The sequence below is a fragment of the Aromatoleum sp. genome (genome assembly GCF_035254505.1).
In the GTDB taxonomy this organism is placed as follows: domain Bacteria; phylum Pseudomonadota; class Gammaproteobacteria; order Burkholderiales; family Rhodocyclaceae; genus Aromatoleum.
In genome coordinates, this window is the sequence record NZ_DATFAO010000067.1 from 19,191 (window position 1) to 34,228 (window position 15,038).

General features: G+C 67.8%; 12 protein-coding genes. 8 read left to right on the plus strand and 4 right to left on the minus strand.

Going from position 1 to position 15,038, the window contains the following annotated elements:
* Window positions 1–49: 49 nt before the first annotated feature.
* Both VJ673_RS13970 and VJ673_RS13975 read right to left on the minus strand, forming a co-directional pair.
* On the minus strand, window positions 50–946 hold the full coding sequence (locus VJ673_RS13970; RefSeq protein ID WP_324126737.1) for a transporter substrate-binding domain-containing protein: 897 nt from the start codon (window positions 944–946) through the stop codon (window positions 50–52).
* A 151-nt stretch (window positions 947–1,097) separates the two neighbouring features.
* Window positions 1,098–1,391: a hypothetical protein gene (locus tag VJ673_RS13975; protein WP_324126738.1), complete on the minus strand. Its 294-nt coding sequence runs from the start codon at window positions 1,389–1,391 to the stop codon at window positions 1,098–1,100.
* A 63-nt stretch (window positions 1,392–1,454) separates the two neighbouring features.
* On the opposite strand from VJ673_RS13975, the gene VJ673_RS13980 reads away from it, so the two are divergent.
* The 6 genes from VJ673_RS13980 to VJ673_RS14005 all read left to right on the plus strand — a co-directional run bounded on the left by VJ673_RS13980 (window position 1,455) and on the right by VJ673_RS14005 (window position 11,109).
* The gene (locus VJ673_RS13980; protein ID WP_324126739.1) at window positions 1,455–2,414 is read left to right on the plus strand and encodes an SIR2 family NAD-dependent protein deacylase; all 960 of its coding nucleotides are present in this window, start codon (window positions 1,455–1,457) and stop codon (window positions 2,412–2,414) included.
* Window positions 2,411–5,788, plus strand: coding sequence for a WD40 repeat domain-containing protein (locus VJ673_RS13985; protein ID WP_324126740.1), 3,378 nt, complete (start codon window positions 2,411–2,413; stop codon window positions 5,786–5,788). The genes VJ673_RS13980 and VJ673_RS13985 overlap by 4 nt, the downstream gene beginning before the upstream one ends.
* Before the next feature lie 63 nt (window positions 5,789–5,851).
* Window positions 5,852–6,979, plus strand: coding sequence for a pyridoxal-phosphate-dependent aminotransferase family protein (locus VJ673_RS13990; protein WP_324126741.1), 1,128 nt, complete (start codon window positions 5,852–5,854; stop codon window positions 6,977–6,979).
* Window positions 6,980–6,994: 15 nt separating this feature from the next.
* Entirely contained in the window at window positions 6,995–7,579 is a 585-nt protein-coding gene (locus VJ673_RS13995) for a TVP38/TMEM64 family protein (RefSeq protein WP_324126742.1), read from the plus strand.
* Window positions 7,572–9,908 carry a M20/M25/M40 family metallo-hydrolase gene (locus tag VJ673_RS14000; protein ID WP_324126743.1) on the plus strand — a complete coding sequence of 779 codons (2,337 nt, stop codon included), beginning with the start codon at window positions 7,572–7,574 and terminating at the stop codon, window positions 9,906–9,908. The genes VJ673_RS13995 and VJ673_RS14000 overlap by 8 nt, the downstream gene beginning before the upstream one ends.
* Window positions 9,909–10,020: 112 nt before the next feature.
* On the plus strand, window positions 10,021–11,109 hold the full coding sequence (locus tag VJ673_RS14005) for a ribonuclease Z (protein WP_324126744.1): 1,089 nt from the start codon (window positions 10,021–10,023) through the stop codon (window positions 11,107–11,109).
* Here the strand turns inward: VJ673_RS14005 and VJ673_RS14010 are convergent.
* Both VJ673_RS14010 and tpx read right to left on the minus strand, forming a co-directional pair.
* Window positions 11,060–12,310 carry an HD-GYP domain-containing protein gene (locus VJ673_RS14010; RefSeq protein ID WP_324126745.1) on the minus strand — a complete coding sequence of 417 codons (1,251 nt, stop codon included), beginning with the start codon at window positions 12,308–12,310 and terminating at the stop codon, window positions 11,060–11,062. The genes VJ673_RS14005 and VJ673_RS14010 overlap by 50 nt on opposite strands.
* A gap of 161 nt (window positions 12,311–12,471) precedes the next feature.
* On the minus strand, window positions 12,472–12,972 hold the full coding sequence (gene tpx / locus VJ673_RS14015) for a thiol peroxidase (protein WP_324126746.1): 501 nt from the start codon (window positions 12,970–12,972) through the stop codon (window positions 12,472–12,474).
* Between the two features lie 233 nt (window positions 12,973–13,205).
* On the opposite strand from tpx, the gene VJ673_RS14020 reads away from it, so the two are divergent.
* Window positions 13,206–14,045, plus strand: coding sequence for a formate dehydrogenase accessory sulfurtransferase FdhD (locus VJ673_RS14020; protein ID WP_324126747.1), 840 nt, complete (start codon window positions 13,206–13,208; stop codon window positions 14,043–14,045).
* Window positions 14,042–14,635 carry a molybdenum cofactor guanylyltransferase MobA gene (gene mobA / locus VJ673_RS14025; protein WP_324126748.1) on the plus strand — a complete coding sequence of 198 codons (594 nt, stop codon included), beginning with the start codon at window positions 14,042–14,044 and terminating at the stop codon, window positions 14,633–14,635. The genes VJ673_RS14020 and mobA overlap by 4 nt, the downstream gene beginning before the upstream one ends.
* Window positions 14,636–15,038 lie beyond the last annotated feature (403 nt).

Below are 15,038 nucleotides of genomic sequence, written 5' to 3' on the forward strand. Positions count from 1 at the left end.
CGCCGCCCCGCGACCGGGGCAGCGCACTTTCGCGAAGCTCAGTTGCCGTTCATTCGACGCCCTTGTCGGTCGGGTTCTGGAAGGCCGCCTTGACCGCCGGGCTCATCGGGAAGTTGAGGTTCACGTTGCGCGGCGGGATCGGGCTCATGAACCACTTGTTGTAGAGCTTCTCCGCCTCGCCCGACTTCATCAGGCCGACGAGGGTCTTGTCGACCAAGGCTTTGAAGGGAGCGTCGTCCTTGCGCATCATCACCGCGTAGGGTTCGTCGCGCAGCGAGGGGCCGACGATCGCGAAGTTGCCGGGGTTCTTCGAGTTCGCGACCAGGCCGGCGAGCAGGATATCGTCCATCACGAAGGCCGCCGCGCGCCCGCTCTCGACCATCAGGAAGGAGTCAGCGTGGTCCTTGCCGTAGATGTTCTTCACGTCGATCGACTTACCCTTCTCGTTCTGCTTGATGAGCTGGTCGGACGTCGTGCCGGTGGTCGTCACGACCGGCTTGCCACTGAGGTCGCCGATGTCCTTGATGCCCGAATCCTTGCGCACCGCCATGCGCACGCTGGTGATGAAGTAGGCGACCGAGAAGCCGACCTGCTGCTGACGCGCGACGCTGTTCGTCGTCGAGCCGCACTCCAGGTCGATCGTGCCGTTTTGCATCAGCGGGATGCGGTTCTGCGAGGTCACTGCCTGGTAGTTGACCTTCAGGTTCGGCATCTTCAGTTCGTTCTTGATCGCATCGACGACCTTCGCGCACAAGTCCATCGCATAGCCGACGGGTTTCTGTTCGGCGTCGAGGTAGGAGAAGGGCACCGAGGATTCGCGGTGCCCAACGGTGATCGAGCCCGACTCCTTGATTTTCTGCAGCGTGCCGGTCAATTGCGCCTGTGCGGGAACGGCGAGGCCGAGGACGGACAGACACAGGGCGATGCGTGTGAGGGACTTGCGCATAGACGGTCTCCAATCACGTTGCTTGGGGATGACAGGCACGGATTCGCCCATTCGAATCTCGGGCGCGCTCGGTGTCCCGTCGGGATTGCCATCGTGCGGCAATGAGGCTGCGGGGGTCCATGCGGGTTGACCCGCAATCGGCGTGGGTCATCTACTGACAGCACCCTCCGCCCGCGCGATCGGGTCGCTCAGGGCGCTCGGGACGCAGCGGGCGCTCGACACGGTCGGGCATCTCGACCTTGCGCGTGTTGCTGTCGCGACCACCACGCGTCCAACTCCACAGGCCGCCGGAATCGTCCTTCGGCGGCGGCTGCTCCTTCTTCTTCTGCGATGCCGCCCCGCCGGCGTCCGCGGGCGACGTACTCGACGCGGGCGGAATGGGCTGCCCCCAGACGGGTATCGCACACGACAGGGACAACAGCATCGCGAATGTCGTTGCTCGCATCGATGAGCTCCTTCGACCTCGAACCTGCTTAAACTATAGTTCAGCAGCAGGGAGGAGGCGACAGTGGCGGAACCCCCTTACGGTGTCATCTGGAACCGGCTCAAGCGCGGCCGCGTCGTGCCCTTCCTCGGGGCGGGCGCCTCCTTGGCCGCGCGCCCGGCCGGGGCGTGTTGGGATCCCGATAAGCCCCTGAGCCTGCCCAGCGGCGCGGAGCTGTCGCGGCTGCTCGCCGAAGAGACCTCCTTCCCCTTCACGCGCCCGAACGATGTCGACGATCTCGCGACCGTGTCGTCCTACTACTGCGACATGAACGGGCGGCGCGTGCTGCGCGAGCGGCTGCGCGAGCTCCTCGTCGGCGACTACCCCTGTAGCCCGCTGCACCACTTCCTCGCCTCGATCGACGTGCCGCTGGTGTTCGTCGTGACGAACTACGACACGCTGCTCGAGCAGGCCTTCACCGCCGCCGCCCGACCCTATGATCTCGTGATCCACCCGGCCGACCGCCGCGACTACGCCAACGCGGTGCTGTGGTGGCCGCAGGGTGCGGCCGAACCGCAGTTCCGCGAGCCCAACCGGCTCGAACAGGACATCGACCTCGCGCGCACGACAGTGATCTACAAGATGCACGGCTCGGTGTGCCGGGACACGGCCCGCTGGGACAACTTCGTCATCACCGAGGACGACTACATCGACTTCCTGTCGCGCATGACGACGCACACCGCGGTGCCCTCGCTCTTCAGCGCCGACTTCCGCGACAAAAGTTTCCTCTTCCTCGGCTACAGCCTGCGCGACTGGAACCTGCGCGTGGTGCTGAAGAATCTCGGCCGCGAGCAGGCGATGCGTACCGAATCCCAGGGCGATGGGCCGGACGACGACGAGCTGCCGCGTTCGTGGGCGATCCAGCGCAATCCGTCGGAATTCGAACGCCGGCTGTGGGAAGCGCGCGGCGTGAGCATCTTCGACGTCGACATCGACGAGTTCGTCGGCAAGCTGCGCGAGGCGGCGGAAGGAGGGCGCACGTGACCGAAGCCTCGGTCGGCGACGCCTGTCCCTACGTCGGCCTGCGGCCCTACACCGAGGCCGATCGCGCGTACTTCTTCGGCCGCGAGCGCGACGAGCGGGTGGTGGCGTCCAACGTCTTCGCCGCGCCCTTGACGGTGTTCTACGGCGCGAGCGGCGTCGGCAAGAGTTCCTTGTTGCTTGCGGCAGTCGTCCCGACGCTCAAGTCGCGCCCGCGCACGGCGGTCATCGTGTTCCGCGAGTGGCATCGCGCGGATTTCCTCGCGGCGCTGAAGGCCGCGATCCGCGAGATCTTCCCCGGCGAAGCGCCCAGCGCCGGCTGCGACACACTCGACGAGCTCTTCGCGGCGCTGGCCCGGGCGGTGCGCGGCACCGTGCTGCTGATCCTCGATCAGTTCGAGGAATACTTCCTCTACCACCCGGGGACAGGCGCCGGCGACGCCTTCGAGGCCGAGCTCGCAGTCGCGATCAACCACCCGAGGCTGGACCTTGGCGTGCTCATCTCGCTGCGCGAGGACAGCCTGTCGCGCCTCGACCGTTTTCGGCTGCGCATCCCCAACCTGCTCGCCAACACGATCCGCCTCGATCATCTCGGCGTGAAGGCTGCCGAGGACGCGATCCGGCGCCCGCTTCAGGTCTTCAACGAACATAGCGACGCTGCGCCGGTAGGGATCGAGGACGCGCTCGTCGCACGCGTGATCGACGAGATCGGCGGCGAGGGCGGGAGCGGGGCGGGCGAAGGCATCCGCGCGGCGATCCTGCAGCTCGTGATGACGCGCATCTGGCAGGAGGAGAGGCGTGCCGGCTCCCAGGTGCTGCACCTCGACACCTTCATCGCACTGGGCGGAGCACGTCGGGTCGCCCAAAAGCATCTCGCCGAAGTGATGGCAGCGCTCACGCCCGACGACCGGCAGCTCTGCGCGCAATTCTTCGACCGTCTGGTGACGCCCTCCGGCGCGAAGATCGCGTGCCGTCTTGTCGATCTGCAGGACTGGGCCGGCGACGCGGCCGGCCGCGTCGAGCCGGTGCTGCGCCGGCTGTGCGATGCGCGCGTGCTGACCCACATCGGCGCTGCTCCCGGTGACACTGGCGGCGACCAGTACGAGATCTTCCACGACGTGCTCGCGCCCGCGATCCTCGACTGGCGGCGGCGGCATCTCGAAGCCGAGCGCCAGGCCGAGAGCGAGCGCGAACTCGCGGCCGCCCGCGCCCGCGCCGAAGAGCAGGCAGCAATCGCGAAGCGGCTGCGGCGGCTCGCGATCGGGCTCGGCGTCGCGACGGTGATCGCCGCCGTCGCCGCGATCATGGCGGCGCTCGCCCAGCAGGTCGCCGACACGCAGCGGCGGCTCAAGGCCGAGCTCGCGCTGTCGGTGCAGCTTGTCGCGACCGCGCTCCGCCAGCTCGACATCGACCCCGAGATCAGCACCCACGCGGCACTCGAAGCGCTGCGCCGCACGCATGAGGCCGAACCCTTCGTCCGCGCCCAGGCCGAGGACGCCGCGCGGCGCGCGCTCGACGCCTCGCGCAGCGTGATGACGCTCCGCGGCGACGGCCAGCGCATGCAGGCGATCGCCTACAGCGGCGACGGCAAACATCTCGCCGCCGCCAGCCAGGACGGCGCGATCCGGCTATGGGATGCCGCCAGCGGCCGCGAGATCGCCGTGCTGCGCGGCCATGAGGACGAAGCGCGCGACCTCGCCTTCAGTCCCGACGGAACGCTCCTCGCATCAGTCGGCTACGACGGCCGCACGATCCTGTGGAACGCTGCCGACGGCGCCCGCGTGCGCGAACTGCCGCGCCAGGCGTGGAAGCTGCGCGGCGTCGCCTTCAGCCCCGATGGCGAAGTGCTCGCGACCGTCGGCCAGAACCCGATCGTCCGCCTGTGGGACGTCGCGACCGGCTCGCTGCTGACGAACCTGGGCGGTCACCGCGCCGAAGTGCGCGCCGTCGCCTTCAGCCCCGACGGCCGCTTCATCGCGACCGCCGGTTGGGAGCCCTCGGTGCGCATCTGGCATCGCCTCAGCGGCGACACTGTGCACGTACTGACCGCCCACACCGACAAGGTCTATAGCGTCGCCTTCAGCCCGGACAGCGGCCTGCTCGCGACTGCCAGCCAGGACCGCAGCGCGATGTTGTGGGACGTCGCGAGCGGCCAACGGGTCGCCGAACTGCCCGCGCAGGCCGACACCGTCTATGCGCTCGCGTTCAGCCCCGACGGCAGCCATCTCGCAACCGGCGGCTTCGACGGCAGCGCGCGCCTGTGGGACGTCGCCGGCTGCACGCGCGAAGGTGTCCAATGCGAACCGCTGATGACGCTCGCGGGCCACGGCGACTACGTGCACGGCCTCGCCTTCGCCCCCGACGGCGCGCGCCTCGCCACCGCCAGCTGGGACGGCACCGTGCGCCTGTGGGACGTCGCTTTCGGCCACGCCGGCGCCATCTACGGCCTCGCCTTCAGCCCGGACGGCAAACGCCTCGCGAGCGCCTCGCTCGACACGCTCGCCAAGGTCTGGGACGCGAGCACCGGCAAGACGCAGCTCCGCCTCGCAGGCCACGGCAACACCGTCTTCCGCGTCGCCTGGAGCGCCGACGGCAGCCGCCTCGCCACCGCCGGCTTCGACGGCACCGCGATGGTCTGGGACGCGACGACGGGCGCCGTGTTGCAGACCCTGCGCGGCCATACCGGGCGCGTGCAAAGCGCCGTCTTCAGCCCCGACGGCACCCAACTCCTCACGGCCGGCCGCGACGGCACCGCCCGCCTGTGGGGCCTGCGCAACGGCCGCGAAATCGCCCGCCTGCGTGAAAAGGGCGCGCCGATCAACCGCGCACTCTTCGACCGCGACGGCAGCACCATCGTCACCGCGGGCAGCGACGGCAGCGTCAGCCTATGGGATGCCAAACGCGGCAAGCTCGCGCGCCGGCTGCAGGAGCAGGGCGCCGAGATCCACGATGTCGCGTTCAGTCCCGACCGGCGCCTGCTGGCCGGCGCTGGCGCCGATCGCACGATCCGTCTGTGGGAGCTCGGCGACGGCAAGCTGCTGCGCAGCCTCGCGGGACACGGAGGTGCCGTCAGCGCCGTCGCCTTCAGCCCTGATGGCCATCAACTCGCCAGCGCCAGCTGGGACAAGACCGCGCGCCTGTGGGACGTCGCAAGCGGCGCCGAGCTCTTTGCGCTGCCCGTGCAGAGCGCGCAAGTGAACGACATCGCCTTCAGCCCCGACGGCCGCGTCCTCGCGACCGCCGGCGGCGACAAGCGCATCCACCTCTATCCGCTCGACGCGACCGCGCTCGAAGCGCAACTACGCGCCCGCCTCACGCGCCCCTTCACCGATGCCGAATGCGAACGCTTTCTGCAACAACGTCCCTGCCCGCCATGACAAGCGGGCATGCTAAGCTGCCTAGCCCACCCCTGTTGGTTTCATTTTGCCGGAGCCCCGACCGTGCCTAGCCTGTTGCCGACACCCGACCCCGACGGCCTACTCGAATATTCCGTCGTCTACACCGACCGCGCCCTCAACCACATGTCGCAGCGCTTCCAGGGCGTCATGCGCGACATCTCGCGCGTCCTCCGCAGCGTCTACCAGGCCGACGCCGTCGCGATCGTGCCCGGCAGCGGCACCTTCGGCATGGAAGCCGTCGCTCGCCAGTTCGCGACCGGCCGCAAGTGCCTCGTGATCCGCAACGGCTGGTTCAGCTACCGCTGGACGCAAATCTTCGAGATGGGGAACATCCCGTCCGAAGCGACGGTACTCAAGGCCCGCCCCGTCGCCCCCGGGCCGCAACAGCCCTTCGCGCCGGCACCGATCGAAGAGGTCATCGCGACGATCCGCGAACAGAAGCCCGACCTCGTCTTCGCCCCGCACGTCGAGACCGCCTCCGGCATGATCCTGCCCAACGACTACCTGCGCGCGGTGGGCCAGGCCGTACGCGAAGCCGGCGGCCTCTTCGTGCTCGACTGCATCGCCTCCGGCACGATCTGGGTCGACATGCGCGCAAACAACGTCGACGTCCTCATCAGCGCGCCGCAAAAAGGCTGGAGCGGCTCGCCGTGCTGCGCGATGGTAATGCTCAGCGACCGGGCTCGTGCGCGCATCGACGCGACGACGAGCACGAGCTTCGCCTGCGATCTGAAGAAGTGGCTGCAGATCATGGAAGCGTACGAGAAGGGCGGCCATGCCTACCACGCCACGATGCCCACCGACGCGCTGACGCACACCCGTGACGTGATGCTTGAAACCGAGGCCTACGGCTTCGACAAGGTCCGCGCCGAACAGCAGGAACTTGGCGACAAGGTGCGCGCACTGCTCGCCGCACGCGGCTTCGCGAGCGTCGCCGCACCCGGTTTCGAGGCGCCCGGCGTCGTGGTCTGCTACACCGAGGACCCGGAGATCCAGTCCGCGAAGAAATTCGTCGCCCAAGGCCTGCAGACCGCCGCCGGCGTGCCGCTGCAATGCGACGAGCCGGCCGACTTCCGCAGCTTCCGCATCGGCCTCTTCGGCCTCGACAAGCTGCACGATGTCGAACGTAGCGTCGCCTCGCTCGAAAAGGCGCTCGACGCGATCGGATAGCGCAGGCCCACCGTCATGGACGGGCAGACGAGGGAGACCGGGATCGGCCGCCACCGCCGGCTGATCGCCGTGGTCCTCTTCCTCGTCGCGCTCTTCGCCGCGGCGGAACTCTCCGGCCTGCGCGACCACTTCAACTTGGCTTTCCTGCGCCAGCGTCTCGACGAGCACCTCGCCGGCGGCCTCGCGATTTTCACGCTGCTCTTCGTCCTCGGCAACCTGATCCAGATCCCCGGCTGGATCTTCCTCGCCGCCGCAGTCCTTGCGCTTGGCCGCACCTGGGGCGGCATCGCGACCTACCTCGCCGCCAACGTCTCCTGCGCCATCACCTTCTTCACGATCCGCTGGATGGGCGGCGACGCGCTACGCCGGCTGAAGGGCCGCACTGCGGTGCGCCTGCTCGGCGAACTGCACGCCCACCCGATCCGCAGCATCGTGCTGCTGCGCACGCTGTTCCAGACCCTGCCGGCGCTGAACTACGCGCTCGCGCTGTCCGGCGTCGGCTTCGGCACCTACATGGTGGGCACGCTCCTCGGCCTGCCGCTGCCGATCGCCGCCTATTGCGTGTTCTTCGACTACCTGGCGGGCTTCATCCGTGGCTGACCATGGCACCGGCCCGGCGACGCCCGGCGCCCGCGCCCTGGTCGCGACCCTGGCCTGCTTCGCGGCGCTTCTTGCGCTCACCGCGCTGCGCTACACCCCGCCGTCCCCGCTCACCGCCGACGCGCCACCCGAGGTCTTCTCGGCGACACGCGCACAAGCGGAACTCGCCACGATCCTCGGCGACGATTTGCCGCACTCCTCATCTCACTCCTCGGCTCACCCCCTGGGCAGCCCCGCCAACGCAGCGGTGCGCGCCCGAATCATCGAGCGGCTGTCCGCGTTCGGTTACGAAGTCCGCACCCACACCGGTCTCGCCTGTTACGCGCCGACCGCCTGGTGCGGCATGCCCGTCAACATCCTCGCGCGCCTGCCGGGCAGCAACGGAGGACGCGACGGCGCCGTCCTGATCGCCGCCCACTACGACTCCGTGCCCGCTGGCCCCGGCGCGTCCGACGACGCGGCCGGCGTCGCGGCCATCCTCGAAATCGCCCGCGCGCTCAAGCACGGGCCGCCGGCACACCACGATGTGATCCTGCTCATCGACGACGGTGAGGAAGCGGGACTGCTCGGCGCACGCCTCTTCGTCGACCGCCACCCCTGGGCTCCCCAGGTGAAGGCCGCCGTGAACCTTGAGGCACGCGGCACCTCCGGCCCGAGCTTCATGTTCGAGACCGGCAGCGCCAACCGCTGGCTGATGCAGCGCTACGGCGAGGCGATTCCCGCCCCGATGACGAACTCGCTTTACTACGCCGTCTACAAGCAGCTCCCCAACGACACCGACTTCACCGTCTTCAAGGCGGCAGGCTACCAGGGCTACAACTTCGCCTTCCTCGGCCAGGTCGGCCACTACCACACGCCGGCCGACGACCTCGCACATCTCGATCCCCGAAGCCTGCAGCACCAAGGGGACAACGCATTGCGCACCGTGCGCTCCCTCGCCGACGCCCCATTTGCCGAAGCGGCCCCGGAAGACGCCGTGTATTTCGATGTCTTCCGCCTCGGCCTCGCGCAGTGGCCCGCAAGCGCGGCGCCGCCGCTCGCACTGCTGGTCCTCGCGTCGCTCGCTGCAGCCGGCGTGGCGCTGCTGCGCACCCGACGCGCCGGAGGACGCGAACTCGCCTGGGGCATCGCGGGATCGGCCGGCGCGCTACTCGGCGGCACGCTCGCCGCCGCGGGCCTCTTCCTCGCACTACGTGCCGCGGGCATCGTGCCCGTCCCGCCCGGCGCGCAATGGATCGCGCACCCGAAAGCCGCGACCGCCGCCTTCGCCGCCCTTGCCTTCGCCGCGGCGAGTGGCATCGCAGCGCTTCTCGGCGAACGCCCAGGCATCCGCGGCGCGATGCTCGGTCACGCACTCGTTATCGCCGCACTCGGCGTCGCAGTCGCGATTGCCCTGCCGGGCGCGAGCTTTCTCTTCCTCGTTCCGGGCCTCGCCGCGGTACTCGCCATCGTCGCAATGTCGGCCGTCGGCCCCGGAATCGTATGGAGCGCCGCCGCCGCGCTCCCGGCGGTGGCAGCGTGCGCCGTCGTCCTGCCGCTCGTGTATGTCCTGTACGACGCGCTGGGCGCCCCCGCATGGCCGATCACGACCGCCGCGCTGCTGCTCGCCACCCAGGCCCTCGCCCCGGCTCTCGTCACAGCCGGCCGCGCCGCGCGCCGCAGGCTGTTTCTCGCCGCCTTGTGCGTCGTCCTCGGCGGCCTTGCCACAACGGCGCTACAGCTCCCGTACTCGGCCGACCAGCCGCAGCGGATCAATCTCGAACACCGCCGCAGCAGCGACGCAGCACAGGCAGAGTGGATCGCAAAACCGGACGGCGGGCACCTGCCTCCAGCGCTGGCGGTGGCCGCACCATTCGCCGCGCGCGAGGAACCCGGCCGAAGCGGGCGTCAGGTCTACGCCGCGGCCGCGCCATATTCCGCCACGACCGGTCCGCAGCTGGAGATCCTCGCGACCGATCAGACCTCCGATGGCATCCGCTACCGTCTACACCTCCGCTCCGTCCGCGGCGCGGCGGAACTCGAGCTCCGTTTTCCGGCGGACGTCACGATCCGCTCGCTGCAAACCGAAGACAGCGCGCAGCCTCTTCCCCTGCACCGCGACCCCGACGGCACCCATAGCATCACCTTCAAGGCCCTTCCCGCCGCCGGCATCGCGCTCGACCTCACCAGCGGCACGGCACCACTCACCATGGACCTCATCGACCGCAGCTACGACTTCCCCGCCGAAGGCCGCTTCCTGCAGGAGGCGCGCGGCCCGACCGGCACGCCCTCGCGCGAAGGCGATCTGAGCTCCGTATCGCACCGCGTCACCCTCCCCAGCCAGCGCTGACGCACGGCGCCGCCCGGGGCCACCGAACACCTCCCGCGCCGACCGGTCCAATCAGAGGTCGTTTTCCCCTTTCCGTTTGCCCCTTTCCCTCTCGACCTCTCGACCCGCGGCCATGCCCAGCCTTTTCATCCCCCGACTCGTCAACGACGCCTTCGGCGACCCAGGCCTTTTCGTCGACTTCTGCGACGAACGCCGCGCGCTGCTCTTCGATCTCGGCGACCTCAGCCGCCTGATGCCGCGCGAGCTGCTACGCCTGTCGCACGTCTTCGTCACCCACGCGCACATGGACCACTTCGCCGGCTTCGACCAACTGCTGCGCATCATCCTCGGAAGAAAGGCGAACATCGTCGTCTTTGGCGGCCCCGGCTTCCTCGATCAGGTCGAACACAAGCTGCGCGCCTACACGTGGAACGTCGCCCATCGCTACGACGAACTCATCATCGAAGCGCGCGAATTCGCCGCCGACGCCGACATCCCCTGCGCCCGCTTCTCCAGCCGCCGCGGCTTCGAACGTGAAGCCTGTCCAGCGCTGCCGCATAAGGGCGACGTCATCCACGAGGAAGCAACCTTCCGCGTCCGCGCACGCCTCGTTGACCACGGCATGCCCTGCCTGGCCTACGCGGTCGAGGAAAAGGCTCGAATCAACGTCGACAAGGAGCGCCTCGTCGCCGAAGGCCTCGGCGCCGGCGCATGGCTGCGCACACTCAAGCACGCCGTACTCACCGGCGCCGATGACGAGACCCCGCTCGTGGTCGAATGGCGCGACCAGCATGGCGAACATACGATCACACGGACGATCGGCGAACTGAGCAAGCTCATCCTCGACGTCACCTCCGGCCAGCGCGTCGGCTACGTCACCGACCTGCGATACACCGAAGCCAACGTCGCGACGCTCGAGCAGTTGCTCGCCGGCGTCGATCGCCTCTTCATCGAAAGCGTCTTCCTCGACGAAGACAGGGACCACGGCCTGAAGAAGAACCACCTGACCGCCCGCCAAGCCGGCCTCATCGCGCGCCGCGTCGGCGCCGCCGCGGCCGTGCCCTTCCACTTCTCGCCGCGCTACGCGGACCGCGGCGACGAAGTGGAAACTGAAATGTTGGCCGCATGGTCGGACGCCGACGCGCCCGACGAAGCGCCCAACGGCACGACGCTCACTCGACCGTCTGACGCGCGAAATACGCCAGATTCATACGCGGATTGAGATACTCGACGACAGGACGCGGCAGGGCGGAAGGCTTCAGCACCTCGTCGATCGTCACGTCCTCCGCCTCTGCCAGGCTCAGCACGAGTGCATCGCGCCGCGGCACGCCCGGCTCGTAGACCAGCACCGTGGGCTTCAGCGTGTTGCCCGGCGTCACCGCGATCACGATCGCAAGCGAGCCCGTCGACAAGCGCACGAAGGACCCCGGCGGATAGACGCCCAACTCCTTGATGAAGGCGGCGAGCATATAGCCGTCGAAACGCGCCGCCTCGCGCGCATACATCAGCGACAGTGCCTCGGCAGGCGTCAGCGCATCGTGCAGGTGGTGCGGATTGCACAGGTTGTCGTAGCGGTTGGCGATCGCGACCATGCGCGCCAACGGATTGATCTGCTTGCCCTGGCGTCCGGCGGGAAAACCACTGCCGTCGATGCACTCGTGATGTTCGCGGATGATCGCCCGCACCGGTGGCGTCACGTGGTCGCCGACAAGCTGGAGTCCGTACTCCCCGTGCAGCCGGTAGAGCGTCTCCTCGGGTCGATTTCGCCGCTTGTTCCGCAACACATTGGGGCTGATGCGGGTCGTGCCGATGTCGTGTAGCAGCGCCCCCATGCCGGCAGCCTCGAATACCTCACGATTCAGCCCCATGCCCTTCGCCAGGATCATCGTCAGGATCATGACGTTAAGCATGTGCTGATGATTCGCGTCATCCCGCTTGCGTGACGCCACCAGCATCACCGTGGCTCCCTCATCGCAGAGGAAGGTCGACGCCAGCGTCGCGACCATCGCGCCGGCCTGGGCGGTCGCGCCGGCCGGATCGCGCAAAATGTCGCCGATCAGATTCTTCGTCGAGCCGACGCACTCCCCATAAGCCTTCTCGCAGCTGTCGATCGTTTCGCGATGCACGCGCATCCGCTCGGCACGCTGCTGCTTGGCCTCGATCTGCTCACGATCCTCGGGTTCGAGCGGAGGCGGGGGTGGCGCAGGATGTTCCGGGTCCGCCGGCAGCGGCTCGGCGTCCGAGCGCGCCGGATCATAGGCGATCTGCCCCAGCCCGAGCTCGCGCAGCGTCCGCAGCTGCTTCTCGCTCGTGATGCGGAAGGAATTGACCATAAAAGGATGGTCCATCCACGGCATGTCCAGCGACACGAACATCCCCACCTGCAACTGATCGATATTGACGACAGGTAGGGAATCCGACATCGGGCCGCGACAGACGATGGGCGTTGGAAAAGGCCGGTGGGTGTCCACGGGCCCCGCACGCCGCCCCGACTCCTAGCGGATCGGCGTGCGTATCATAACGGAAACGTGCCGACGAGCGGGCCGCCTCGGTGCTGCCGCCGTCCAGCGGCAGCGAACGCAGTTTACTTCAGCGCGGCCAGCGCAGCGGCGTAGTCGGGTTCATCCTTGATCTCGCCGACGAGCTGCGAATGGATCACCTTGTTGTTCGCGTCGAGCACCACCACCGCGCGCGCGGCCACGCCCGCGAGAGGTCCCGACGTGATCTCGACGCCGTAGTCGCGCATGAACTTCTGCCCACGCATCGTCGACAGCGTGACGACGTTCTCGAGCCCCTCGGCCACACAGAAGCGCTTCGCGGCGAAGGGCAGGTCGGCCGAAATGATCAGCACGACTGTGTTGTCGAGCTTGCTGGCCTCGGCGTTGAACTTGCGGGTCGAGGTCGCGCAGGTCGGCGTGTCGAGGCTGGGAACAATGTTCAGGACCTTGCGTTTGCCGGCGTACTTGTCGAGGGTCACGTCGCTCAGGTCTGCGCCCACCAGCGTCAGCGGCGGCGCACTATCGCCCTTCTGCGGGAACCTGCCTGCCAGTTCGATCGGATTGCCGCCCAGCGTTACAGTACTCATGTCTCATTCTCCTCTGCAGGTGATGCCGCGCCGACGACCGGCAGCGGCTTTGTTCTTACCCGATCAGTCTAGTCGGGAATGTCACGCAGAGGAACCAGGCCGCTGTAAGGGGAAATCAGCGCGGAGCGCGGCACAGCCAGAGGCGAAATGGAAGCAAGCGTCCGACGTTCCATCGTGCGGCTGAAGCTAGAATGCAGTCTCGAACCACCGATTCCATCTCCGATTCACGAACCATGAGCCTTTCGCCCGCCCCCCCGCGCCGCCCGCTGCTGACCCGGGGCAGCCGTCCGCTCACGACCACGGTCCCGGCAATCAACGAACTCGGCGAGATCGTCCCCACGCAGATCGCCGGCGAATTGCCGCTGACGCTCTACGTCGACAAGCGCGAGATCGTCACGCTGATGACGCTCGGCGCCGCCCCCGAGGCGCTCGCCATCGGCTGGTTGCGCAATCAACGCCTTGTCTCGAGCCTCGACGACATCGAATCTGTGCAGGTCGACTGGAACGTTGGCGCCGTCGCGGTCAAGACCCGCAAGGGCCTCGTCAACGCCGAAGCGCGTCTCGGCAGCCGCACCGTGACCACCGGCTGCGGCCAGGGCACCGTCTTCGGCGGCCTGATGGACGAGATCGACGCGATTCATCTGCCGGCCCAGCGCAGGCTTTCTCAAACGACGCTCTACGCACTCTTGGACGCCGTGCGCCTGCATGAATCGATCTACAAGCTGGCGGGCGCCGTACACGGCTGCGCGCTGGGCGCGGCGAACAGCGACGAAGGCTGCGAGATCCTGTTCTTCAACGAAGACGTCGGCCGCCACAACGCCGTGGACGCGATCGCCGGCCAGATGTGGCTCGACGGCCTCGATGGAGGCGACAAGGTCTTCTATACTACCGGCCGCCTGACCTCCGAGATGGTCATCAAGACGGCCCAGATGGGAATCCCTTTCCTCGTCTCGCGCTCCGGCCTCACGCAAATGGGGTGGGAAATCGCCCGCAAGATTGGCCTCACGATGATCGGCCGCGCACAAGGCAAGCACTACCTTCTTTTCACCGGAGAGGAGCGTTTCATCCGATGAGCACGCGAGATAAAATCACCGGCGTGATCCTCGCCGGCGGGCAGGGCCGCCGCATGGGCGGCGTCGACAAGGGCCTGCTTGAACTGCACGGCCGGCCGATGGCCGAGTGGGTCATCGAGCGCCTTGACCCGCAGGTCGACGAGCTCATCATCAACGCCAACCAGAACGCCCAACGCTATGCAGCCTTCGGCCGCCCAGTCTTCCCCGACGACATCGCCGGATTTCCCGGGCCACTTGCCGGCCTGCACGCAGCGCTCTCCAGGGCGCAGCATCCACTCGTCGCCACCGCGCCCTGCGACTCTCCCTTCCTGCCCGCAGACCTCATCGAACGGCTGCACACCGCTCTCGCAAACGCCGGCGCAGAGCTCGCGGTCGCGCGCACCTTCGATCAGCCTCACCCCGTCTTCTGCCTGTGCCGCCGGGAAGTGCTGCCGCACCTTAACGCCTTTCTCGCATCCGGCGGACGGAAAGTCGACTCTTGGTACGCGACGTTAAAGATCATCGAAGTACAGTTCGACGATGAAGAAGCAGCGTTCCGCAACATCAACACGCGCGACGAACTCCACGACATCGAGCACTCCGACCGATAAGCCTGCGAGAACGGTCTTACTAGCGTCACACGTCGCACGGATAACTTGGCATATGGCCCAGGCCGTTAGCCAGATGGGCAGCAATGCCAAAGATCGGAGCAGCTCACTGCGCCCCACAGTGCACTCAGCGATTTGGCGTCAGCCGAATTCGCCGTCCACTGCCGGATAGATTGACCGGATGACAGACAAGCCAAGCAATGCTCGGAAGAGTGAAACCAGCGAATGGAGGCATGTCGGAGCGGGCGCCTACGATGGGCTGGCCAGTCGTCTGTAAGCGCCCGGCGAACCCACCTTCTCCCGTTGCCTTGGCCCATTGAAGATAGTGTCCACGAACGTTCGATCGTGGACACTATGGAGGTCGTCATCCCGCGCCGAGGCCGGCGTACTCACAGCGAAGCATTCA